The sequence below is a fragment of the Bacillus pacificus genome (genome assembly GCF_020861345.1).
Taxonomy (GTDB): Bacteria; Bacillota; Bacilli; order Bacillales; family Bacillaceae_G; genus Bacillus_A; species Bacillus_A pacificus.
The window spans coordinates 4,107,593-4,131,745 of sequence record NZ_CP086328.1 but is presented as its reverse complement, the minus strand read 5'-3'; the positions used below and the strand labels follow the sequence as shown (position 1 = coordinate 4,131,745).

Annotated in this window: 27 protein-coding genes; 22 read left to right on the top strand and 5 right to left on the bottom strand. The window is 35.6% G+C overall.

Going from position 1 to position 24,153, the window contains the following annotated elements:
* Positions 1 to 145: 145 nt before the first annotated feature.
* Positions 146 to 397 (bottom strand): hypothetical protein, encoded by a 252-nt coding sequence (locus tag LMD38_RS21410; protein WP_000991343.1) that lies wholly within the window; start codon positions 395 to 397, stop codon positions 146 to 148.
* Between the two features lie 208 nt (positions 398 to 605).
* Here LMD38_RS21410 and LMD38_RS21405 point away from each other — a divergent pair, with 208 nt between their 5' ends.
* The 4 genes from LMD38_RS21405 (at position 606) to LMD38_RS21390 (ending at position 2,090) form a co-directional block, all read left to right on the top strand.
* A complete protein-coding gene (locus tag LMD38_RS21405; RefSeq protein ID WP_000359813.1) occupies positions 606 to 743 on the top strand; it encodes a hypothetical protein in 138 nt (45 codons plus the stop codon).
* Between the two features lie 39 nt (positions 744 to 782).
* Complete coding sequence (locus tag LMD38_RS21400; RefSeq protein ID WP_061182808.1) at positions 783 to 1,313, top strand: general stress protein; 531 nt, start codon at positions 783 to 785, stop codon at positions 1,311 to 1,313.
* 125 nt (positions 1,314 to 1,438) lie between these two features.
* Positions 1,439 to 1,642 (top strand): DUF4028 family protein, encoded by a 204-nt coding sequence (locus tag LMD38_RS21395; RefSeq protein ID WP_061182807.1) that lies wholly within the window; start codon positions 1,439 to 1,441, stop codon positions 1,640 to 1,642.
* A gap of 136 nt (positions 1,643 to 1,778) precedes the next feature.
* A complete protein-coding gene (locus tag LMD38_RS21390; RefSeq protein WP_000637510.1) occupies positions 1,779 to 2,090 on the top strand; it encodes a YbjQ family protein in 312 nt (103 codons plus the stop codon).
* Between the two features lie 75 nt (positions 2,091 to 2,165).
* Here LMD38_RS21390 and LMD38_RS21385 read toward each other — a convergent pair whose 3' ends face one another.
* Positions 2,166 to 2,471 carry a hypothetical protein gene (locus tag LMD38_RS21385; RefSeq protein WP_016716696.1) on the bottom strand — a complete coding sequence of 102 codons (306 nt, stop codon included), beginning with the start codon at positions 2,469 to 2,471 and terminating at the stop codon, positions 2,166 to 2,168.
* A gap of 182 nt (positions 2,472 to 2,653) precedes the next feature.
* Here LMD38_RS21385 and LMD38_RS21380 point away from each other — a divergent pair, with 182 nt between their 5' ends.
* Positions 2,654 to 3,421, top strand: coding sequence for a transglutaminase-like domain-containing protein (locus LMD38_RS21380; RefSeq protein ID WP_000864010.1), 768 nt, complete (start codon positions 2,654 to 2,656; stop codon positions 3,419 to 3,421).
* 31 nt (positions 3,422 to 3,452) lie between these two features.
* Here LMD38_RS21380 and LMD38_RS21375 read toward each other — a convergent pair whose 3' ends face one another.
* The gene (locus LMD38_RS21375) at positions 3,453 to 4,448 is read right to left on the bottom strand and encodes a zinc-dependent alcohol dehydrogenase family protein (protein WP_062821467.1); all 996 of its coding nucleotides are present in this window, start codon (positions 4,446 to 4,448) and stop codon (positions 3,453 to 3,455) included.
* A 157-nt stretch (positions 4,449 to 4,605) separates the two neighbouring features.
* On the opposite strand from LMD38_RS21375, the gene LMD38_RS21370 reads away from it, so the two are divergent.
* Positions 4,606 to 4,800 (top strand): hypothetical protein, encoded by a 195-nt coding sequence (locus LMD38_RS21370; RefSeq protein ID WP_061182805.1) that lies wholly within the window; start codon positions 4,606 to 4,608, stop codon positions 4,798 to 4,800.
* A gap of 226 nt (positions 4,801 to 5,026) precedes the next feature.
* Positions 5,027 to 6,343, top strand: coding sequence for a hypothetical protein (locus tag LMD38_RS21365; protein WP_062821466.1), 1,317 nt, complete (start codon positions 5,027 to 5,029; stop codon positions 6,341 to 6,343).
* Between the two features lie 106 nt (positions 6,344 to 6,449).
* Here the strand turns inward: LMD38_RS21365 and LMD38_RS21360 are convergent, their stop codons facing one another.
* Entirely contained in the window at positions 6,450 to 6,590 is a 141-nt protein-coding gene (locus LMD38_RS21360) for a YflJ family protein (protein WP_000273537.1), read from the bottom strand.
* 153 nt (positions 6,591 to 6,743) lie between these two features.
* Here LMD38_RS21360 and LMD38_RS21355 point away from each other — a divergent pair, with 153 nt between their 5' ends.
* On the top strand, positions 6,744 to 7,106 hold the full coding sequence (locus LMD38_RS21355) for a hypothetical protein (protein WP_000582776.1): 363 nt from the start codon (positions 6,744 to 6,746) through the stop codon (positions 7,104 to 7,106).
* 26 nt (positions 7,107 to 7,132) lie between these two features.
* On the opposite strand, the gene LMD38_RS21350 is transcribed toward LMD38_RS21355, so the two are convergent.
* A complete protein-coding gene (locus tag LMD38_RS21350; RefSeq protein ID WP_062821465.1) occupies positions 7,133 to 7,318 on the bottom strand; it encodes a YhzD family protein in 186 nt (61 codons plus the stop codon).
* Between the two features lie 135 nt (positions 7,319 to 7,453).
* On the opposite strand from LMD38_RS21350, the gene LMD38_RS21345 reads away from it, so the two are divergent.
* From LMD38_RS21345 to glpK, 14 genes are all read left to right on the top strand, one after another.
* Positions 7,454 to 8,695 carry a metallophosphoesterase family protein gene (locus LMD38_RS21345; protein ID WP_062821464.1) on the top strand — a complete coding sequence of 414 codons (1,242 nt, stop codon included), beginning with the start codon at positions 7,454 to 7,456 and terminating at the stop codon, positions 8,693 to 8,695.
* The gene (locus tag LMD38_RS21340) at positions 8,692 to 11,616 is read left to right on the top strand and encodes an ATP-binding protein (RefSeq protein ID WP_062821463.1); all 2,925 of its coding nucleotides are present in this window, start codon (positions 8,692 to 8,694) and stop codon (positions 11,614 to 11,616) included. Before LMD38_RS21345 ends, LMD38_RS21340 begins: the two co-directional genes overlap by 4 nt.
* Positions 11,617 to 11,657: 41 nt before the next feature.
* A complete protein-coding gene (yhaM, locus tag LMD38_RS21335; protein WP_000726638.1) occupies positions 11,658 to 12,602 on the top strand; it encodes a 3'-5' exoribonuclease YhaM in 945 nt (314 codons plus the stop codon).
* Between the two features lie 530 nt (positions 12,603 to 13,132).
* The gene (locus LMD38_RS21330) at positions 13,133 to 13,966 is read left to right on the top strand and encodes a hypothetical protein (protein ID WP_228919981.1); all 834 of its coding nucleotides are present in this window, start codon (positions 13,133 to 13,135) and stop codon (positions 13,964 to 13,966) included.
* A gap of 694 nt (positions 13,967 to 14,660) precedes the next feature.
* Positions 14,661 to 15,605, top strand: coding sequence for a ring-cleaving dioxygenase (locus LMD38_RS21325; RefSeq protein WP_062821071.1), 945 nt, complete (start codon positions 14,661 to 14,663; stop codon positions 15,603 to 15,605).
* 44 nt (positions 15,606 to 15,649) lie between these two features.
* Positions 15,650 to 16,627, top strand: coding sequence for a ring-cleaving dioxygenase (locus LMD38_RS21320; protein WP_228919979.1), 978 nt, complete (start codon positions 15,650 to 15,652; stop codon positions 16,625 to 16,627).
* 114 nt (positions 16,628 to 16,741) lie between these two features.
* A complete protein-coding gene (locus LMD38_RS21315) occupies positions 16,742 to 17,269 on the top strand; it encodes a DUF2199 domain-containing protein (RefSeq protein WP_062821072.1) in 528 nt (175 codons plus the stop codon).
* Positions 17,270 to 17,824: 555 nt separating this feature from the next.
* Entirely contained in the window at positions 17,825 to 18,919 is a 1,095-nt protein-coding gene (locus LMD38_RS21310; RefSeq protein ID WP_016716706.1) for a response regulator aspartate phosphatase, read from the top strand.
* Positions 18,919 to 19,167, top strand: coding sequence for a Phr family secreted Rap phosphatase inhibitor (locus tag LMD38_RS21305; protein WP_016716707.1), 249 nt, complete (start codon positions 18,919 to 18,921; stop codon positions 19,165 to 19,167). The genes LMD38_RS21310 and LMD38_RS21305 overlap by 1 nt, the downstream gene beginning before the upstream one ends.
* A 239-nt stretch (positions 19,168 to 19,406) precedes the next feature.
* Entirely contained in the window at positions 19,407 to 20,279 is an 873-nt protein-coding gene (locus LMD38_RS21300) for an alpha/beta fold hydrolase (RefSeq protein ID WP_153019346.1), read from the top strand.
* Positions 20,280 to 20,359: 80 nt separating this feature from the next.
* Positions 20,360 to 20,560: a sporulation YhaL family protein gene (locus tag LMD38_RS21295; protein WP_000449227.1), complete on the top strand. Its 201-nt coding sequence runs from the start codon at positions 20,360 to 20,362 to the stop codon at positions 20,558 to 20,560.
* A 407-nt stretch (positions 20,561 to 20,967) separates the two neighbouring features.
* Entirely contained in the window at positions 20,968 to 21,528 is a 561-nt protein-coding gene (glpP, locus tag LMD38_RS21290; protein WP_000394284.1) for a glycerol uptake operon antiterminator GlpP, read from the top strand.
* A gap of 228 nt (positions 21,529 to 21,756) precedes the next feature.
* Complete coding sequence (glpF, locus tag LMD38_RS21285; RefSeq protein WP_001272193.1) at positions 21,757 to 22,578, top strand: glycerol uptake facilitator protein GlpF; 822 nt, start codon at positions 21,757 to 21,759, stop codon at positions 22,576 to 22,578.
* Positions 22,579 to 22,591: 13 nt separating this feature from the next.
* Entirely contained in the window at positions 22,592 to 24,082 is a 1,491-nt protein-coding gene (gene glpK, locus LMD38_RS21280) for a glycerol kinase GlpK (protein ID WP_000759987.1), read from the top strand.
* Positions 24,083 to 24,153: the final 71 nt, after the last annotated feature.

Here is a 24,153-nt window from a genome sequence, read left to right as displayed (position 1 = left end):
ATATATTATATCAGTTTTCATAGGGCCAAACTAGAAATCCCCCTATTGTATTAGGGGGTCTCGTTTTGAATAGAAGAAATCATTTTGAAGTATAAAACGATATATGAAAAGTAACAATTGAGGGAATAGGGGGATAACAAAACTTTTAAGAAGGAAAGAGTGTTCTTAAAGCTTTTTTTGCATCTATTCCTTCAAAGATAAATAATACAAGCTCTCTCTTTTTTACAGTAAGGAAAAATGATACTAATGTGCTTAAATTTTTAATAGCAGTAAGTGTTCCGTGTTTACTTATAAATACATTTGTTTGAAATGTTGTCATTACAGCATAAAAATGATGAATCTGCGTTATTGTAGGTGTTTCATTATAAAGAATAGTAGTAGAGTGAATGGCATTCATCGTAATATTCCTTTCCATATAATAAGCATAACAATATAAACATACCCGTTTAAAAAAATGTTAAACCTATAAAATTTAAAAAATATAATTATAGTTTTTTACGTTTAGAAAGAGTTATGGAGGGTATACATATACTACAAAGAGATTGACCGAAGATGAATTGTAAGGTTTTATACTTTTACTTTAAATAAAAAGGAGACTGTTACATATGGATAAAATGATAACGGATATTACATTTGATTTCATTTACTTGTTAAGTAGTTCTCTTGTAATCCTTTTATTATTGGCGTTTTTTGTGAATGGATATGTGAATAAAAAAATTAGTGTATATAAAAACGAAGAGTAATAAAGATATATTATATAAAACTTTAGGAGGTTAATAGTTATGAATGTGGATAGAAAAATAGTAGGTGTTTTTCAAACAATTGATGATGCGGCACTCGTTATTAATGAATTAAAGGAAAAAGGATACTCGGCAGATAACATTTCAGCTATTGCGAAAGATCAAAAGGAAATTGAACATCTGGAAGAAAAATCGGGTGAAAAAGTGAATCATGAAACTGCACATAAAGGGGATATCTTTTCAGCGACGGGACTTGTAGCAGGAGGAGTAGCAGGAGGACTCGGAGGTTTATTAACAGGTCTTGGTGTACTTGCCGTATCTGGAATGGGTCCAATTGTAGCAGCGGGACCTATCGCAGCAGCTATTGGAGGAGCCGGTATTGGCGGAGGAGCTGGAAGTTTAATAGGAGCATTTATCGGATTAGGAATCCCTGAAGAACATGCTAAAAAGTATGAAGAATATATTTACGATGGAAATATATTAATTTTAGTAGATGCAAAATTAGATGATAAGTTAGAAATCTACAAAATATTTGATAAGCATCATGCTTATAACTCTGATTTCTTTAAATAAAATGTAAACAAAGTAAATATCGTTTTTGATCTTACAACTTTGGCGCGACCGAGGAGTCGTATGACTATAAGAGAGGAAGGGTTTATAGTAAAAGATCAAGTTTTAGAGAGAAGGAGTGTCTTGTCGTGATTGTAAAAATATTAAAGGATAGTAGTAATAGCTTCCTTTGTACAGTACAAAATAAAAATGGAGAGAAGTATGTGAAGAAATGGTTTCGTAAACAGGGAAACAAGGAAGAATTAGGACGACCGACTTTTAAAGAAATAGAAAAGGACTGGAGAGAAAATAGAGAATCATTTATGTATCCTAATGTTAAAGCGCTTTATTAAACAAAATAGTCGCTGTATTCTTACAAAACTGTCACATTCCTGTAAGGTAATTCAATAGATTCATTGTTTGTTCCATGTCATAATAAAGACATAAGAAAGCTTATTCAAAATACAAATTATTAGGAGCGTGTCAGTCATGATTGTAACAACAACGTCTGGAATTCAAGGTAAAGAAATTATTGAGTATATCGATATTGTAAATGGTGAAGCTATTATGGGTGCAAATATTGTCCGCGATTTATTCGCTTCTGTTCGTGATGTTGTCGGTGGTCGTGCTGGTTCTTACGAAAGCAAACTAAAAGAAGCTCGTGATATCGCAATGGATGAAATGAAAGAACTTGCAAAACAAAAAGGCGCGAACGCTATCGTTGGTATTGACGTAGATTACGAAGTAGTTCGTGATGGAATGTTAATGGTCGCTGTAAGTGGTACAGCTGTACGTATATAAGTAAATAAAAAACAGGCTCACCCCTTAAAGCTTATGCTTTAAGGGGATTTTTTTGTCCTCGCGTCTGTTTGAGGATTATGAATAATTGTTTCCTGCTTTGCTATAAAATTCATAAGCAAAAAAACCAAATAAATAGCCGATTCCAGCTCCTAAACTTACCGCAAGAAGTGAATAATCTGGGAAAAACATGCCGAAAATCAAACCGATTATACAGCCAACGAGCATTCCCATTGGTATGAAACTATCTAATAAAACTTGAGCGTTTTTTGACTTTTTCTTACCTAATGTGCCGTTGTTATATTTATGTTTAAGCCTTCCAATCACATACACTACAATTCCTCCAACTATTACAATAGGCGCAATTGCCGTGAGTAACCACATGTTAGAGTCTCCTTTCACCTTTTAATTAAACTATACCATATATTTACAGTTTTTTAATTGAGCGGGGATGAGATCTTTCGTCTCTAACCTTTTTGGTGAATATTAATGCGGTTTTATTATTCGGAAATTGGAAAATATGTTAAAATATTGTAGATGAAAAAGGGAAGGGGGGAAACTTAAAGTTGGCATTTCATGTTGGAATATCTAATGAAATTAACGCAAGAATACGAGAAATAAAAAATGAAAGTGAAAAGGTGAATACAATTTTCTCTTGGTTAAATGAAGAATTTGAATGGGTGCAAACTGACTATGTGGACAGGACAGTAGAAGAGATTCTAGCGCGAAAAGCAGGGAATTGCGCTGAACAGGCAAAGGTAGTTGAAAAAGTATTAACTCATATCGGAATAGAAACTAGGTGGATCTTGGAAATAAATTCTCATCCCAAAAGTATGGAAAGACAAAACTTTTCTCTTCATTTAATTGAAACACATGGAGATTTCTATTCGATCTTTGGTTGGAATCATAACGACCATAGATGGCTGGAATATTACAACAAACAGCTTGAAAAATGGATTCCTATTGATACAGCATTTGGTGTTTTAGGTATAAATCATTGGTTAGAAAAGAGAATAAGTTTTACTAAAGAATCTATACCAACTACACAACAAATAATCCCTTTTTGCATTGTTGCATTACATACAAAAAGGGATGTATCAGAGATATTATCAAACTTTTATCTTATTGACCAATTTGATACATTTTACAATGGAAAGCTAAGTAAAACAATAGTATGGGAAGAATGGAAATTAGTAATTAACAAACTAACCGAAGTAGGAATAGAAACCTACAGCGGACATAGTAATCTCCACAAGTATCAAAATGAAATAAAACGTTTTAATAATCTGTATCTGAAATTAAAGCAAGAGATTCTGATCAATACTGTTAGCTAAACTGAATCCTTTTTATACGTTTCCTTTGTATTTAATAACTCATCAAAAATACTTTTCCTTTAGCTTTCTCTGCAGACTGCACAACATCAACGGCAGTTTTTACATCCGCTAAGTCATACGTAGAATGTACTTTCATAAAACGTAATTGTTTATTCTCCACTAAGCGAATTAAGTGACGAAACGTTTCTTGCCATTTATATGGCGGTACGTCTTTATTCCAATGTCGTAAATGAAATATGTTCGCGTGCACTTTTGCTTTTGTGACAATCTCTGCCCAGTCCACTTGTACTCCTGATAGAAGACCGATCGTTAAAAAGTGCCCGTTTGGACGTAAGGAGAAAGCTAATTCATTTCCATCCGGTCCCCCTATAGAATCAATCGCAGCATCCGCGCCGAGCCCGTTTGTTAACTCCATAACGGTTTCATAAAGCGGGGTAGTGGAAGTATCGATTACGTATGCAGCACCAAGGCGTAGTAGCTCCTCTGTATGCTTATTATTTCTTGTAACAGCAATTAATCGGAAGTTTAAAATTTGTGATAACTGCGCGAAAAGATGCCCAATAGCGGACCCACAAGCATTCACTAATAAAACGTCATTACTCTGTAAGTTTAACGTTTCTGTACAAGTAACCCACGCCGTAAGAGGATTAATATACATTTGTGCCGCTGTGAAATCATTAATGGAATCTGGAATAGGGACTACAAAATCAGCCGACGTCTTCACATATTCTTGCCAAGTACCTTCTCCGCGTAACGGTAAAACACGTTTACCGATAAGGTCTCTCGTAACACCCGCGCCAACATCTTCGACAATACCAACACCTTCATAGCCAGGTATGTTAGGTAAAGGAATTCTATGAGCGTACGCTCCTGTTATTGGAATTAAGTCAGATGGGTTAATTGGTCTAACTAACATGCGGACTAAAACTTCATTCTCTTTTAATGGTTCTATATTTTTATATTCAACTTGTAGTACATCTTTTGGGTTGCCAAACTTGTGAAATTGAATGCATGTTCTGTGCAACATAAATGTGCCCCCTTAGTTTGATTGGATTTATTATAGCATTTTTGGTTTGGGAGTTATTTTATTGGGAATAGATTAGGAAATGAAATAGGAAGGGCAATATGAAGTAGCGGAGTATATGGTATATATCGAATTATTTCGTAAAAGGAGGGATGATATTATGTTGAACAAAAAGGAAGATGATGAAGTGATAGTTATTGATATGGTGCAATTAAATTTAGATTTTACAGTGATAGAAAATGAAACCAGCTTAATTACTAAGAGACCAAAAGACGCGCAGGAATTACGTAAGATGATTGGGACGCGTACTGTTGGTGGGAGTCGATTAGTAGAGTTATATGAAGAAGGTAAATAATGTGTAAAAAATTTCTTGTGAAATAATCTTTATAGGTTTATTTCATAGGAGATTTTTTGTGAGTATTTTTATAATATAAATGATATTAATAGTTGGATAATACCTATTATTAAATTATAATTATATATGGATTTTAAATTTAATGATTTGCAGTCAAATAAATCGATTATTAGAAGTGTGTTATTGAAATATGGAATGAAAATTATTTTATAAAGGATGTGTACAGGTGAGTTTTATTAATTCTTTTTTTGAAAAGAAATTTGAACATGCTCAGAGTTTATTTTTTGATGTGAGGTTTTTATTTTTCGGTTTTACTCTTATATCATCTTTAGGATTTCTAATTATATATAGCTTTTTATATGGATATTATTTTAGTGGTAATGAAATTTTTCAAATCTCGAATTTTAGTATCGTCTCAAATGTAATGCCTTTTAATTTACAAACCTTGACTATTACATCTATATTTTTTATTTGCATTTATTATATATTTTCAATATTTATTTCTCTAATAATTAAAAAAAAGGGTATAAAGTTGAACACTTTTATTATATTCGTATTTACAGCATTAATATTAAATGTATCTATAACAATGTTCTTTGCTAATGAAGTGACGTTTACTAGTATGATAAGCTTTTGTTTGATATGGGGATTTGTAGGGTTAATAATATGCTATATATATGTAGCGATAAAAACAATGGAGCATACTTTCGTTACGATAAAAGGATTTGTGTTTCATATTGTAGTATTCGCATTTTCGTTATTTGTACTTAATTCTATGGGCATTTTGGGAGAGTTAGAAACTTTGAAAATAATTTCTGTTTTTTCTGTGCCCTCGCTTTTAATTATAACAACAATATTTCATTTCTTTTGTGGAAAAGAATGGTTTAAGCTGATAAGTTATTTACCAATTACGCTTATTATTTCTTCACTGTTACTACTTATATTAGAAAAATTTAATTTAATATTTATTTCCAATATAATAACTTTGAGTATATTAGTACCACTATTACATGTTATTATTCTAAAACTAATGAAATGGTTACCAAAAATAACGAAATGGTTACCAAAAATGTCGGAGATTAAAAGGAAATTTAGTATTAATACAAAAATTGATTGGGGAATGAAAGAAGGGAAAGAAAATAAGGGTTTTGTTTATAATGTGATATCTCAATGTTATAGCATGCTTTCAAATAAAGCTAATAATGCACCAAAGCTAGCAATTGGACTTATACTATTATTAGCCTTTGTATTATTACCTAGGCTGTCTTTATCGTGTGGACAATTAATAAGAATGATAAATCAATCTTATGAAAAACCAATTAAAATTACTTATGTAAATCAGTCGGGAAAAGAAAGTAATTTATTTGGGAATTATTACATAGAAAATAATTCAACTTTATATGTATCTAACAAATGTTGGGAATTGGAGATTATAAAACCAGTTAATTATCATATTAAATCAGTAAATAAGGAAGACGAAGAAAACAAAGAAAATAAGAAAATGTGCAAGAATCAAAATTGGTTTGATATTTTTGTTAAATAAAGAAGAAGCTGTTTCAAAAATTTCGTTTGTAACGAAATTTTGGTACAGCTTCTTTTACATACTAATATAAATTACGTTTTAACAATGGATATAACCTATTTACCTATTAAGCCGAAGCTCTCTTCATTCTCTCAAGTAAACTAGATAACACATGCGTACGATACGACTCTAGTTTTTTACCCTCATAAGTACGGATACCTAATTTTTTAAGTTCTTTTACATACCAACCTTTGCTTCCGAAATACATGTAATCGCTCCCCTTCAACTTTGTTTTATTTGTTTTGATTGCATATGGAGGTACAGGTAATATAATGAAGGAAATGAATTTCGCGCGAAAATGGTTAACTTTGTTGCAAAAGACATATATACTAAAGGTAGTATATAACGAGGTGGGCAAGACGTGATTATAGAGAAGCACGAAATTCAAATTGACCAAATTACGAGCGGTAAAGTGAATATCTTTACTTTCTATCGAAATAGAAAGCAAATTGATGATCATTTTTTACGATTGCAAGAACCATCGCTTACAGCAAACTACTTCTTCCATTTTCATTTTGATGCAGAGAGCTTGCATCTACTGCAGGAAGAGTTTCCAGGCGTATATCCGTACGACGGTAGTGAAACGATTCACGACTGGACGGAAAAGATGAAAGCGGAATTGCAACATCAGATCCAAACAGGAAAATGGAATAAGCGCGTACGTATCGGTAATCGTATTCTAGATGTGGTGTTTACGTGGTGTGACGAAGATATAGTTGAGTGAAAAAGAAGCGGATGACGCTTCTTTTTTTAGCGCTGGAATAAAACGAGCTTACCTGCAGAAGATGTGCAGCGATGTGTTTTTTCATACAATCCTTTTTCTCGTAAAAGAGATTCACCTTTTGCTTTCGCTTCTTTTTCAGTTGCCGCCTCGAATGATTCGTCTAATGCTTTAGAACCATCTTTTTCAAAGACTGTTAGAACGTATACTCCCATGAAAATTCCCTCCAATAATAGAAATCAGAATCTTATAACTATTTTGGCATAAATCACTAGAATATGCAAAGAAATATATGACATTGCGTGTTACAATAAGGTGAAACTTTTGAAACATAGAAAGGATCGTTATTTGTGAAACAAGTGAAGTTTATACATGCGGCTGATTTGCATTTGGATAGTCCGTTTAAAGGGATGGAGATGAATGTACCGCAGTCTGTTTGGGAGAGAATGAAACAAAGTACGTTTGAATCATTCGAACGTATTGTTGATAAAGCGATTCAAGAGCGCGTTGATTTCGTATTGCTAGCCGGGGATTTGTATGATGCGGAGACGAGAAGTTTGAGGGCGCAAGTGTTTGTGCGCGAGCAAATGAAGAGACTGTCGCAGTACGATATCCCTGTTTTTATTATTCACGGTAACCACGATCATTTAGGAGGAAGCTGGGCAGCAATTGAGTTTCCGGAAAATGTTCATGTGTTTACGGAACCGTATGTAGAAGAGAAATCATTTTATAAAAATGGTGAGCTATTCGCTTCTATTTATGGGTTTAGTTATTTGCAGCAAGCGGTAACGGATAATATGACAGCGCAGTATACGAAAATGAGTGATGCGCCTTTTCATATTGGTATGCTTCACGGAAGTGTGGAAGGAGATGCAGAGCATAATCGCTATGCACCGTTTCAAATTCGTGAGTTGAAAGAAAAGCAGTTTGATTATTGGGCTCTTGGCCATATACATAAACGTGAAATTTTATCAGAAGAGCCATACATTATTTATCCAGGGAATATACAAGGTCGTCATCGTAAGGAAACAGGCGAGAAGGGTGCGTACCTTATTGAACTTACGAAACAAGGAACGCAATGTTCATTTTTCCATACGGCAGATGTTGTATGGGATGAAATCGAAGTTTGTATTGATGGACTTGAAACTGTTGATGAACTTATGACAGCAGTGTCAACTGCGATGAATGAGTGCCGAAGAGAAGAGGAAGGTACGCTATTAACTGTCGTATTTACAGGACAGGGGCCACTTTCTCCTTATTTACGTGATGAAAAACGTGTGGAAGAAATTTTTCATATTTTAACAGCTGGCGAAGAGCGAAAAGATTTTGTATACGCGATGAAGTGGAAGAATGAGACGGTTTCTTTTGCGGAAATCGAGCGGTTGAAAGAAGAAAATCATTTCGTCGGTAGCGTGCTAAAAGAGTTAGAAGCTTTCACCAATATGGACGGCGTGCTGCGCAGTATTTGGACATCTCCTGTAGCGCGTAATAGTATTGAATCTTTTACAGAAGAAGAGAAGAAAGAGATTCAAAAGGAAGCAGAAAATATTATTTTAGAACAATTATTCCAGCAAGAGAGGGATAAGAAATGAGAATGGAAAAACTCCATATTTATGGGTACGGAAAATTAGAAAATGTGGAAATGGATCTGTCAATGCTGACGGTGTTATACGGTGAAAATGAAGCGGGTAAATCGACAATTCGCTCGTTTATGAAAAGTATTTTATTCGGTTTTCCGACGAGAGGACAGCGCCGTTATGAACCGAAAGAAGGCGGCAAGTATGGCGGGGCGATGACTGTACAGACAGAAAAGTACGGCCGTTTGAAAATTGAACGATTGCCAAAGACGGCCGCTGGTGAAGTAACCGTTTATTTTGAAGACGGGAAAACGGGCGGCGAAGAAATTTTACACGATATATTAACCGGGATGAATGAGAGCTTATTTGAATCTGTCTTTTCATTTGATATGCACGGTCTTCAAAACATTCATCAGCTTGGTGAAGCGGACATCGGCAATTATTTATTTTCAGCAAGCACAGTCGGAAGTGATGCGTTATTGCAGCTCGATAAAAAGCTAGAGAAAGAAATGGATCAGCGTTTTAAGCCGAGCGGGCGTAAGCCAGAAATTAACGTGTCACTGCAAGAGATGAAGAAACTGGAAGAGAAGATGAAAGAATGGCAAGGAAAAATTGGCACGTATGAAAAGCAAGTGGAGCAGTTAAAAGAAAGTGAAGAGAAATTGGTGTTTGTTCGCGCAGAAAAAGAGAGTGCAGAAAAACGAAAGCAAGATTATGAAATATTAGCGGCGCTTGAGCCTCTCGTTATTGAAAAGCGTGCGCATGAGAAAGTGTTAGAAGATGAAAAAGGGCAGTTTCCTGTAAACGGAATGGCGCGCTATGAAGCAATTAAGGCGAAGATGGAGCCGCTCCAGTTGCAAGTTGATTCGCTCCATAAAAAAATAGAGACAGTGCAATTGGAAATGGAATCGATTCAAATAGACGAAGAGTTTTTACAAAAAGAAAGTTATGTAGAAGAACTTCGTATGCAGCATATGTCGTATGAAAATGCACGCCAAGAAATGCGTGATATAACAGGAACGATTACGAATATAAAAGAAGAGCTTGCAGAACTCGAGCAACAAATTGGTGCTACTTTTGAAAAAGAAACAGTCCTGTCGTTTGATATGAGTTTGGCAACGAAAGAGTTAATTACGCAAACAGTGCAAAAGGCGCGCGAATTAGAAACGCAAAAAGCACAGCTTGATGATCGTTTTAAAGTAGCGCAGGAGCAATTAGAAGAACAAGAAGAAAATATAAGACAGATTCAGAAGCAAATGTTAGCGGATGAAGAGCGAAATGCGTTAGCCGAGAAAGAGAAGTCGTTCCAAGATGCGGCGTTTATCGGTATAGGCGCTGAGAGAATGAAGCGCAAATATGAGGAAAAAGCAGGAGCGGCTATGCAAAAGAAAAAGCAGTGGCAAAGAGTTTGTCTTCTGTTACTTCTTATTAATACAGGCATTTTATTCACAAGCTTATTTATAGACAATCGCCCGCTCTTATTTATTAGCGTCATCGTTTTTGTAGGGATTGTTCTTGCCCTCGTTTTATATAAAGATCCGTCAAGTGGATTACAAGAAGAACTTCTTACTCTACAGCAAAGTGCTGGCGGAAGGCAAAGTGAAGAAGCGATGTCTGTGCGCTATGAGTTAGAAAAAGATGAAGAGATACGTAAACTATTTGAGCGTGAGTCTTATAAATTACAGCAAATGGAGCGAGCGTATGATAAAGTCGTTTCATCGTATGAGGAATGGGAGGGAGAAACGTTCCGCATGAGCGAACAAGTCAATGCGTATAAAAAGCGCTATACGTTCCCTGAATTTTATACGTATGCGCACATATTGCCGGCGTTTGAGCGTATGGAAAAAATGCAGCAATTATATCGTGAATTAGAGAAGCAAGGCACACGAAAATCTTCATTATATGAAATGATTTCGCAATTTGAACATAAACTAGAAACTGTTATCGGTAGTGCGGAGTATAGTAAGCTGCACGAGGCGCAAAGCCGTATGCAAAATGAGAAAGAAAAACGCCAAACTTGTAAGCAGCTAAAAGAGAAACTAGCTGAATGGCAAGAAGAATATGTGTTCATGCAAGAGCAATTGAAACAACTGTTAGTAGAACGAGATAGTTTATGGCATATCGCAGAAGCTACAAATGAAGAGATGTTTTTAGAGGCAGGTAAACTAGCGGAAAAACGTGAAGATGCAGAGAAACAAGTGGGGCGTTTATTACCACAAATTGATTTGTTAGAACAACGTTTAACGAGTTTATCATTAGCTGAACATTACGAAGCTGATGGTTATGATGAAAAATTAAAGCAAGAAATGACAGTCATGCAAAACTGTCTTACAAAGGAAAAAGAACTGACGGAGCGCATTGCGAAACATCGTATGGAAATTGCGAATTTAGAAGAAGGTAGTACGTACGGCGATTTACTGCACGAATGGGAAATGAAAAAAGCGCAAGTGCGTGAACAAGTGAAGAAGTGGGCTGCGTATGCGACCGCAAAGACAGTGTTAACGAAAACGAAGCAATATTATCATGAAGTACATCTTCCTCGTATTTTACAAAAATCAGAAGAGTATTTCGTCTATTTAACAGGCGGACGATATAGTAAAATCTTTTCACCGTCAGAGGCGGAGCCGTTTATTGTAGAGCGTAACGATGGTATGCGTTTTTATAGTCATGAACTAAGCCAAGCGACAGCTGAGCAGTTGTATTTATCGCTGAGATTTGCATTAGCGAAAACATTTGAGCATGATTATCCATTTATTATTGATGATAGTTTCGTACACTTTGATGCGGTAAGGACGAATCGGACGATTGAACTTATAAAGGAAATTGCAAAGGATAGACAAGTGATCTTCTTTACATGCCATGCGCATTTACTAACGTATTTTACAGAAAAACAGATTATAAAATTAACGCATAAGCGTAAAGAAAATGAGTTGTAGTGTGCTATACTAAAAGTAACTGATTTGGTGGAGGAATTCGAATGAAAAAGAAAATTGCAGAGTATGAAGTTGGTGAACAAGTCGATATTTTCTTGTTAATTAAAACAGCGACAAAAGGTATCGCAAGCAATGGAAAGCCATTTTTAACAGTAATCTTACAAGATCCAAGTGGAGATATTGAAGCGAAGTTATGGGATGTATCACCAGAAGTTGAGAAACAATATGTAGCGGAAACAATCGTGAAAGTAGCTGGTGATATTTTAAATTACAAAGGCCGTATTCAATTACGTGTGAAACAAATTCGTGTTGCGAATGAAAATGAAGTTACGGATATCTCAGACTTCGTAGAAAAAGCACCAGTGAAAAAAGAAGATATGGTTGAGAAAATTACGCAATACATATTTGAAATGAGAAACCCGAACATTCAACGTCTAACAAGACATTTATTAAATAAGCATCAAAACGAATTTTTAGACTATCCAGCAGCGACGAAGAACCATCACGAGTTCGTATCTGGACTAGCTTATCACGTCGTATCGATGCTTGATTTAGCGAAAGCTATCTCAAATCTATATCCATCATTAGATAAAGACTTACTATATGCAGGCGTTATTTTACACGACCTTGGTAAAGTAATCGAATTATCTGGCCCAATTTCTACAACGTATACGTTAGAAGGAAATTTACTAGGCCACATTTCGATTATGGTGAACGAAATTGGGAAAGCAGCAGATGAGCTGCAAATCGATGCAGAAGAAGTATTAATTCTTCAACATATCGTTCTTTCTCACCACGGAAAAGCAGAATGGGGTAGCCCAAAACCACCATTAGTAAAAGAAGCAGAAATTCTGCATTACATCGATAACTTAGATGCAAAAATGAACATGATGGACCGCGCATTAGGACGCACAAAACCAGGTGAATACACTGAGCGTGTCTTTGCTCTTGATAATCGTTCGTTCTATAAGCCGTCGTTTCATAATTAATAGTGTGAATAAAGTGGCCTCATTAAGTGTTAATACGCTTAGTGAGGCTGTTTTTTTTATTGGAAATTAAATGAAATAGTTAAGAAGTACGCATGGGTGTAACGAAGAACTAATAAAACATATTTTTCCACTAGAATGGGAGCGTATCAACTTTTTAGATGTGTGTCGATTGAATATGACAGATATTAAAGTTAGAATCTCTTCAGCCTTTACAATAGGTCTAAAAATAAGATCCAAATTTTATGTTGAAATTTGTTTAAAGTATATTTTCATTACAATGTGGGTGAGCCCCCATCTCTATCAAGTTAAGTCTATATAAGTTACATTTCACGTGAAATTTTTTTTTGTTCTTTCTTTTTAATATGCACCTAATTGATTTAAGTTTCTAATTATACAAATAACTTTGACTATAATGGTGACTTCTTGTAAAATTATATACATATAAAGGGATTTTTTGGATTATTTGAGAAGGATCTAGTATTCTTTTTTAAAATGACAATAGGATCTGAAGAGGGAGAGACAAGGATACCATGAAATATTTGAAGAAAAAATCGGGAAAAATTTTATTAGCAACGGGATTGGCATTTTCTATGGCAGCTTGTGGTGTAACTGATAACAAAGAAAAAACAAATGCTGAATCTAGTAAACAACAAAACAATAATAATGATTCAAGCAATAATAATAACAGCAATGCAAATAACTCTAATGGCAATAATAACAATAACAGCAATGCAAATAACTCTAATGGCAATAATAACAATAACAGTAATGCAAATAACTCTAATGGCAATAATAACAATAACAGCAATGCAAATAACTCTAATGGCAGTAATAACAGCAATGCAAATAACTCTAATGGCAATAATAACAATAACAGCAATGTAAACAATTCTAATGGTAATAATAACACTAATACAAATAATGAATGGGGCACTAATAATAGTAATAACTCGAATAATAATTCAAACAATAATGAACAAAAACCTAATCAAAATCAAGAGCAATCGGCTACAAGTGTAACTTTAGAACAACATGGGATTATTGTTACAGTTCATAAAGTTGAACAAGCTGATAATATAGTTCGTGTGAAGTACACAATTAATAACACTACAAACCAAACTATTTTTTCTGGTGCACCTGGGGCTAAAATAGAACAAAACGGAAAAAGTACAATACCATCAGATTTCAAAGGGAATTGGGATCAAAGAGGATATATTGCTCCTCATACAAGTGTAGATGGAACAAACCTTTATTCATTGAGCGATATAACAAATGAATTTGACTTTAAAATTAGACCTGATTTTGAGGATATGAAGAATAATCCACCTATTGAGTATTTTATTTTAAGGGTAAAAATGCATTAATGAGAAATAAAAGAAGATCGAACTAGATATTCTTTCTAGATTGATCTTCTTATTTTATATTCCCCTTTCATTGCACCACTTTTGCAGTATCCCCTTGCTCAAATCATCATAAACGTGATACATACTTACTTCCTATTTAGGGGAACTGAAGCACGTTTTCCAATCCTTCAAGCAACTCTTCAGTTTCGTTCGGATGAACAAATAGAATGGGAAACAGATTGGAAGATGCAGTGTTCGCATCACTCTTATCAAATTCCGCTCCAATTAGAAGGAAGAGATATGATAACAATTATGTTAGAGGGACGTTACAGCTGATGCGGAAATGGATACATGAAAACGTAAGGAAAAGTTTATAAAAAAGACTTAGCGTTGTAAATCCACATTCTTATGACGCTACCCCATATAGAAATTCATCGTTTTCCAGTTCAAAATGTTATGCAATAAAAAAATATCTCGAATTTGAGATAAATCTCTTGCTTTTTAATCACTTGAGGTGTAAAGTGATAGTAACGAAAGCGATTGAGTCATATGAAAAACATACACTCACTTGCTTTTGATTTACAAAACAAAGTAACTTATTCAGTAAAAACTAAGATGAATGTACAAAAATATAATGAGAATAAATTAAAAAGCTAAGAAGCATATTATTTTTTAGGTATCACTTGACTAGTAAAATGAAACGGAGGAATTACGAATGTATAAAATTAAAGGGCATCATCACATTTCAATGGTTACGAAAAATGCAAATGAAAATAATCACTTTTATAAAAATGTGCTTGGTTTACGTCGCGTGAAAATGACAGTAAACCAAGATGATCCATCAATGTATCATTTATTTTATGGAGATAAAACAGGAAGTCCAGGTACGGAATTATCGTTTTTTGAAATTCCTTTAGTAGGAAAAACGTACCGCGGTACGAATGCGATTACTCGAATTGGATTACTCGTTCCTTCCGAGGAAAGCTTACATTACTGGAAAGCGCGATTTGAGGAATTTGATGTAAAACATAGTGAAATAACAACATATGCAAATCGTCCTGCTTTGCAGTTTGAGGATGCTGAAGGTCTTCGCTTAGTACTACTCGTTTCAAACGGAGAAAAAGTAGAGCACTGGGAAACTTGGGAGAAATCAGAAGTTCCTGCAAAGCATCAAATTCAAGGAATGGGTTCTGTGGAAATGACAGTTCGTAGACTTGATAAAATGGCGAGTACACTTACAGAGATGTTTGGTTATACAGAGGTTAGCCGCAGCGAAGAGGAAGCAATTTTTCAGTCCATTAAAGGCGAGGCTTTTGGAGAAATCGTTGTGAAATATTTAGATGGTCCTACTGAAAAACCGGGCCGCGGTAGCATTCACCACCTAGCAATTCGTGTGAAAAATGATGCAGAGCTTGCTTATTGGGAAGAACAGGTGATACAAAGAGGCTTCCAGTCTTCAGGAATCATCGACCGTTTCTATTTTAAAAGCTTATATTTCCGCGAATCAAACGGAATCTTATTTGAAATTGCGACAGATGGACCAGGATTTACAGTTGATGGCGATGTAGAACATTTAGGAGAAAAACTTGATTTACCACCGTTCCTAGAAGATCAGCGTGCAGAAATTGAAGCGAAATTAGCACCTATTGAAGAGAAGTAATAGAAGAGAAAATATAAAAATTGAAACTATTGGAGGAATATAAAATGAACCAATTAAAAGGAATTCACCACGTTACAGCGATTACAAGTAGTGCAGAAAAAAACTATGGGTTTTTCACTCACGTTTTAGGAATGCGTTTAGTTAAAAAAACAGTAAACCAAGATGACATTCAAACGTATCATTTATTCTTTGCAGATGATAAAGGTAGTGCAGGAACAGACATGACATTCTTTGACTTCCCAGGTATTCCAAAAGGAGTACACGGTACAAATGAAATTTCAAAAACTTCATTCCGTGTTCCAACTGATGCGGCATTAGAGTATTGGGTAAAACGCTTTGACCGTCTGGAAGTGGAACATACAGGAATTAAAGAGCAATTTGGTAAGAAAACTCTTTCTTTCGTTGACTTTGATGACCAACACTATCAATTAATCTCAGATGAACTTGATAAAGGGATCGAATCAGGAACACCATGGCAAAAAGGTCCAGTTCCATTAGAATATGCAATCACTGGTTTAGGCCCTGTATTTATCCGCATTGCAAACTTTAGCTTCTTCAAAGAAGTGCTAGAAAAAGTTCTATTATTTAAAGAGGTTGCGCAAGAAGGAGAATTCTATTTATTTGAAGTAAATGAAGGCGGAAACGGTGCATCTGTTATTGTAGAACATAATACGGTTCTTCCAGAAGCACGACAAGGTTTTGGTACAGTTCACCATGCTGCATTCCGCGTAGAAGATCGCGCTGTATTAGAAGAATGGATCGAGAGAATCAGCAGTGTAGGGCTTCCTTCATCTGGTTATGTAGACCGTCACTTCTTCGAGTCATTATACGCAAGAGTTGCACCACAAATCTTATTTGAATTTGCAACAGATGGCCCAGGGTTTATGGGAGATGAGCCATACGAAACACTTGGCGAAAAATTATCATTACCTCCGTTCTTAGAGCCAAAACGTGAAGAAATCGAAAAATTAGTTCGTCCAATTGATACAGTGAGAAGTACGAAGGAATTTATTAAAGAGTAGCAATAATAAGTAGGAGAGCAAGTAGTTTTAGCTGATCGCTGGAACTGCTTGTTTTTTTATTTTCGCTGTATAAGTATTTTGCTAAAATGAATGTAAAACTGATGGAGGAATAGAATGACGAAAATAAGTGGATATACTTGTAGGTGCTGCGGTACATATCATGAAGAAATTCCAAGGAGCTATGGATCATCAGCTCCTGTTTATTATTATGATGCTGAACCTGAAGAGCGAGAAGATAGATTTGAAATGAACGATGATTTATGCGTGATGGATGGAGAACACTTCTTTATGCGAGGGAGTATTGAAATTCCTATCATTGGTACAAATGAACATTTCATATGGGGTGTATGGGTTTCGTTGAGTGAAGCGAATTTTGATAAGGTGAATGAATGCTGGGATAAACAAGAACTGTTAGAGCCAATGTTTGGGTGGCTTTCTACAGATTTACCATATGAGCTGGAAACAGTAAGTTTAAAAACGATGGTTCACCCAAGAGCCGATGGTATTCGTCCTTATATTGAACTAGAGCCGACAGACCATCCTCTAGCAGTGGAATTTAGAGAAGGAATAACGATGGAACGGGTACAAGAAATAGCGGAACAACTGTGTGTAAATAACGAGGGTGATGAGGAAGAGTGCTGATATTTGTTCAGTGCTCTTTTTTCATTATGTGAAAATCAAGTGTACAATTTTATAAACTCATTTTTACGGTTCTAATTCGGAAGTATTCAGAAAATCCATTTTTGATATACACTCTATTGTTTAACTTGCGCCAAGATAGAATAAGAATCATGAAGCATTGTACTTAAAGTAATCTTAGTTCGGATATTTGCTGAGCTAAGGTTATTTTTATCCCGCTTTAATGGGCAGGGCAGTAAGACCCCCATCTCAAAATTCAGGGAAAGCAAATAAGTTAGGTGGGGGTCGGGCTGCCCGTTAATGCCCGATTGGTTTAACTAATAATCAGTGGGGGATGAAGAACCCCCACTGATTAAAGTTTCACTTTATTTGTTCTACGAAATTTTCTGAAAAATGTTTCTCAAGTTTTCTAAATAGAAATATTTGGTATAATTCATTTAAATTATAAATTTTCTGACAATTATTTTTCAATACATAGAAAAGAGGTGATACTATACAATTTTGATAATTGTATAAATATCCTAATTTTGCAAGCTTAAGAAAAGGGGATGCGAGTGTATGGGAGTAGATGTAGTAACAAGGGAGCAAATGAAACATTCTTTAGATGATTGGTATCGTGTAATGTTGCAGCAAAATATAGAGAAAGCCACAGAAATGAAAGAGGAGATTGATAGTAAGATTAGTGGTTTGGACGTGGATCAGGAGTTATCTTTGTATTTTACCTTATTAGATTTTAGATATAAAATGCTGACGGATTGGTTGAATATAAAAGAAAATAGTTTTGAGAGAATAGAATCTTTTGAAATTCCAACTAAAGGATTTTTAGCATATTATTATCATTTTTTTAAAGGAATATATTGCACTTCAATGTCTAAATATAGCGATGCAAAGGAAAGTTATGAAAAAGCAAATGAACTACTGAAATACGTTTCGCATTCTTTAGAAAATGCAGAGTTTGATTATCGTATGGGTAATTTTTACTATCAGACATATCAACAAGTTAATGCAATTGACTATTTGAGAAAAGCGAAAGAAGAGTTCAAAAAACATATAGGTTGTGAAATAAATATAGCGCTATGTGAAAATGCTTTTGGTCTGTGCTGTGTAGATTTGAAAAATTATGAACTCGCGGAAGAAAGCTTTAATGCTGCTATGGATATTTTCCAAAAGGTAAATTATGAAAAATATATTTTAATGGTGCGTCATAATTTAGCCTTTTTGTATGCTAGTCAAGATTTATCGGAACTTGCAGTTCGCCATGCATCCGAAGTTACAAAAAAACAGCCGAAATTTTTTAAAGCGCTATTTGTTGAAGCACGTGAATGTTATAAATTAGGGCAATATCAATTGGCAGCAGATCTGGTTGAAAAAGGTTTGGATATTTGTAAAGAATTAAATAAGGAAGAGTTTCACTATCGTTTTATGATTTTGAAAAGTGTAAACGAAAAATCACCTACATTAAGCTTAGAGCAAGTAGTTTTAGAAGGTATTACTTATTTTGAAAAAGAAGAGCTATGGGAGTGTATACAGGAATACGCTGAAATGTTAGCTCTAAGGTTTTATAAAGAAGAGAATCACAATAAAGCAAGTTATTATTTTTACATGAGTCATAAAGCTCAGAAAAAATTATTAAAAAAAGGGGCGCTAAAATAATGAAAAAGATTCACTTTGGAATGTTAGGGATTGCGCTAGTAGGTGCGTTATCAATTGGAGTTAACAGTGCGTTTACAAATCAAGCATTAAATATAGGAGAAACAGGAGGAGCACCAGCAAGACCAGACTATGTTAGCTTTAATAAAGGCGACGGAGGAGCGCCAGTAAAACCAGATTATACTAGAGGTGACACAGGAGGAGCACCAGCAGATAATAGAGGAGACGGCGGCGGAGTAAGCCAACTATAATAACAAAGAAAGGGATCTCACAACGAGGTCCTTTTCTTTGTTATTAGGCCATGCAGAGAAAAGAATTGACTTACTTTAAATATGTAACTATAATAGTTACAAAATAACCATCACTAATAGAAGTGAGTAATATTTTTTTGATATAATTGTAACTAAGTTAGTTACAATTAAAATTAATTATAAAACAACCAAATAATGTAAAAACTTTAAATAGCAACAAGAGAAAGGAGACGGGAATGTTGAAACGGTTTAAGTTTTATATGATTAGCGGTATTGTGCTCGTTTTACTTATCGTATGTAACTTCGTTGATAAGCCGATTGCGAAGGTCGAAGAAGTGAAAGATACTGTTATGATGAAGCTGAATACGAAAGAGAGTATGGCACAAATTGACGGGCAGACGATTTATTTTAAGAAAATTGGTGAGGGAAAGCCTCCTTTACTTATGCTGCATGGGTTTGGTGGTTCTTCAGATGGATTTAGTGATATTTATCCGGAACTTGCGAGAGACCATACAATTATTGCAGTTGATATTTTAGGGTTTGGACGTTCTTCTAAACCAACTGATTTTGAGTATTCGTTTCCTGCGCAAGTGAATTTATATTATAAGTTAATGAAGAAGCTTGGATATGATCAATTCGCAGTACTTGGTCATTCGATGGGCGGAGAGATGTCCCTCAATTTAGCATATTTATATCCGGATGCAGTAACGCATCTCATTTTAGCGGATTCTACAGGAATAGAGTCTTTCCAGCAAAAAGAAAGTTATGAAGTGCCGCCGCTATCGACAGACTTACAAACTGTAACTGAGATTACGGATTACAATAAAAATGAAGTGAAAAATAGTCGTGACGATAAAGAGCACTATGATCAGCTGACGAAAATGAGAGAGCGCCGCATTGCGATGGAAGCCGATAAAATTAGGGTGCCGACTTTAATTATATGGGGTAGAAATGATAAGAGCGTTTCTTGGAAAAATGGTGAACTGTATCATCAGCTATTTGCGAATAGCACGTTCCATATTATTGAAAAAGGATACCACGCACCGTTTCGCCAGGAACCAATCGAGTTTATGGAATATGTACAAGCGTTCTTCGCGAAGAATCCACAATGATAAAATTTTAAGCATAAATCCACTTCTTTCCTCATACAGTGAAACTAATAAGGCTTGTCTAAGGAAAGGAATGAAGTAGAGTGGAAACTTTACCATGGTGGGTGTATCTTGTAATCGTTGGAATCGTATTAAGTGGCTACATGGTTTTATATACTTCAAAAAAAGAGCAAGAGATGGATAATGAGTTTATTGAAAAAGAAGGCGAAGTGTATATGAAGCGTTTAGCAGAGGAACGCGAGAAACGTAATCAGGATAGTGATAAGGATTCTGTTTTATTATAATTATGGGAGCGTGGATAACATGTCGTTATCCACTTTTTCATTTTCTGAAATATATCAACGATTTTTTCAATATATCGACTTACCGACACAAAACGACAATGTTAAGAAGCACGGTTATTGTTCGGGAAATTATTATTGGAACATAGCATATAGAATGTACATACTAAATAGCACCATTATAAGCTGTAATGCACAAGTTGCACAGCCAACGCAACGACAACTCGCTTTACTCATCATCATGTATTTGCTCATACTAGACGTAGATAGGTGAGAAACATAGTATGATTTTTAGTAAACGTTTAAAAGAAGAACGAGAAAAATGAAAGAAATCCCCTACACCAGCTGTTCTTTTCACTCAAATTGTGTACTATAAAGGATAGGACGACATAAAGAAGGGGACGTATAGAATGGAATTTCATGAACAGAAGATTTTGCCGGCAGTGAGGCAAATTAAAGATTTGGAAAAGCTATTACATAGTTCGTATGAGTATATCGTTATTTTAGATATTCATGTCGGCCAATTGAAGAGTGTTATATCACTTGCGAAGCAATATTGTAAAAAGGTGTTTTTACATGTGGATTTAATTCATGGCTTGCAGAGTGATGGGCATGCGACGGAATATTTATGTCAGGAGTTTAGACCGTACGGGTTACTTTCAACGAAGGCGAGCGTGATTATGAAGGCGAAGCAAAAAGGTGTTGTGGCAATTCAGCGTATTTTTTTAATCGATTCGAGTGCAATGGAGAAGAGCTGCAATCTTTTAGATAAGACGAAACCGGATTATATAGAGGTACTTCCTGGAGCATTAACGGACGTGATCGCTGAAGTGAAAGAGCGTACTGGTGTACCGATTTTAGCAGGTGGTTTCATTCGTACAGTGGATGATGTAGAGAGAGCTTTAAATGCTGGTGCGACAGCAATTACGACATCAAAACGCGAACTATGGAAACATTACCAAAAAAAGTGACGAAAATGTGAAATAATTCTGTTGACACCGCTTTCATTAACGGTTAACATTATAGACAAGTTAATAAACGTGACGGAGAAAAGAAGAGATCCACATTTCATTGTTTCTATATAAATTTATATAGAAGCGTGCAAAGCTGTGGGTCTTTTTCTTTTGACAAAAACGAATGGCCATTCATTTTACCTCTATCACATTTGAAAGCGTTTAAATTGATTGTGGAGGGATACTATGTCAGCATTTTTAGGAGAGTTAATAGGGACTGCGTTGTTAATCGTACTTGGTGGCGGCGTTTGTGCTGGTGTAAGTTTAAAGAAGTCGTTTGCGAAAGATTCTGGTTGGATTGTTATTACAATGGGCTGGGGCTTAGCAGTAGCGGTTGCAGCATATGCGGTTGGATCAATTAGTGGGGCACATTTGAATCCAGCTTTAACGATAGGATTAGCATTTAAGGGAGCGTTCCCATGGAGTGACGTACCTGGTTATATCGCAGCACAAATGATTGGGGCAATTATCGGGGCAGTTATCGTATATTTACATTACTTACCACATTGGAAAGAAACAGAAGATCCAGGAACAAAGTTAGGCGTATTTGCAACAGGTCCAGCAATTCCGAACACATTTGCAAACCTTTTAAGTGAAATGATTGGAACATTCGTTTTAGTATTTGGTATATTAGCAATTGGTGCAAATAAATTTGCAGATGGATTAAATCCATTTATCGTAGGTTTCTTAATTGTAAGTATTGGTTTATCATTAGGTGGAACGACAGGATACGCAATCAACCCAGCACGTGATTTAGGTCCGCGTATCGCGCACTTCTTCCTTCCGATTGCAGGAAAAGGCGGTTCAAACTGGAAGTATGCATGGATTCCAGTAGTAGGTCCAATTTTAGGTGGATCACTTGCAGGATTATTCCATCAAGTTGTATTTGAAGGAAAACAAAATGCAGCACTTATTTATGTAATTATTGCAACTGTGATTGTACTAGCAATCTCTTATATGACAAGCAAAAAAAGTGGAAGCAATACAAATAGTAGAAAAGTAGCATAAGGGGGAAACCGATATGAAAAAATATATTCTTTCATTAGACCAAGGAACAACTAGCTCACGTGCAATTCTGTTCAATAAAAAAGGTGAAATTGTTCATTCAGCTCAAAAAGAATTTACACAACATTTTCCAAAGCCAGGCTGGGTAGAGCATAACGCGCAAGAAATTTGGGGATCTATTTTAGCAGTTATCGCAACTTGCTTAAGCGAAGCAGATGTAAAACCAGAACAAATCGCTGGTATCGGTATTACGAACCAACGTGAAACAGCGGTTGTATGGGATAAAACAACAGGCAAACCAATTTATAACGCAATCGTATGGCAATCTCGCCAAACAGCTGAAATTTGTGATGAGTTAAAAGAAAAAGGTTATGGCGAAATGGTTCGCGAAAAAACAGGTCTTTTAATTGACGCATACTTCTCTGGTACGAAAGTAAAATGGATTTTAGATAACGTTGAAGGTGCAAGAGAGAAAGCGGAAAACGGCGATCTATTATTCGGAACAATTGATACGTGGCTTGTATGGAAACTATCCGGTGGTAAAGCGCACGTAACGGATTACTCAAATGCATCACGTACGTTAATGTTTAACATTCACGACTTACAATGGGATGATGAACTTCTAGACATGTTAACAGTACCAAAGAGCATGCTTCCAGAAGTACGTCCATCATCTGAAGTGTATGGAGAAACAATCGACTATCACTTCTTCGGGCAAAATGTACCGATTGCCGGTGTAGCTGGTGACCAACAAGCAGCATTATTTGGACAAGCTTGTTTCGGTGAAGGTATGGCGAAAAATACTTACGGAACTGGTTGCTTCATGTTAATGAACACTGGTGAAAAAGCAGTAGCTTCTGAGCATGGTCTATTAACAACAATTGCATGGGGAATAGATGGTAAAGTAAACTACGCATTAGAAGGAAGTATTTTCGTAGCAGGTTCTGCAATTCAATGGTTACGTGACGGAATGCGCATGTTTAAAGATGCAAGTGAGAGTGAAGTGTATGCTTCTCGCGTTGAATCAACTGACGGTGTATACGTTGTACCAGCATTCGTAGGATTAGGTACACCTTACTGGGATAGTGAAGTACGCGGTGCTATGTTTGGTGTAACACGCGGTACGACGAAAGAGCATTTCATTCGTGCAACATTAGAATCTTTAGCTTACCAAACGAAAGACGTATTATGCGCAATGGAAGCAGATTCAGGTATTGAACTGAAAACATTACGTGTTGATGGCGGAGCAGTTAAAAATAACTTCTTAATGAAGTTCCAAAGTGATATTTTAGACGTTCCTGTAGAGCGTCCAGTGATCAATGAAACAACAGCTTTAGGTGCAGCGTACTTAGCTGGTCTTGCGGTTGGATATTGGAAAAACCAAGATGAAATTAAAGAACAGTGGCATATGGACAAACGCTTTGAACCAACAATGGAAGCGGAAACAAGCGAAGAGCTATATGCTGGATGGAAAAAAGCAATTGAAGCAACAAAAGCTTTCAAATAATCATAAACAGTGTTATAATGGTGACAAGTTAATAATTCGGTAGGAGATTTGGAGAGACCACAACACGCTAT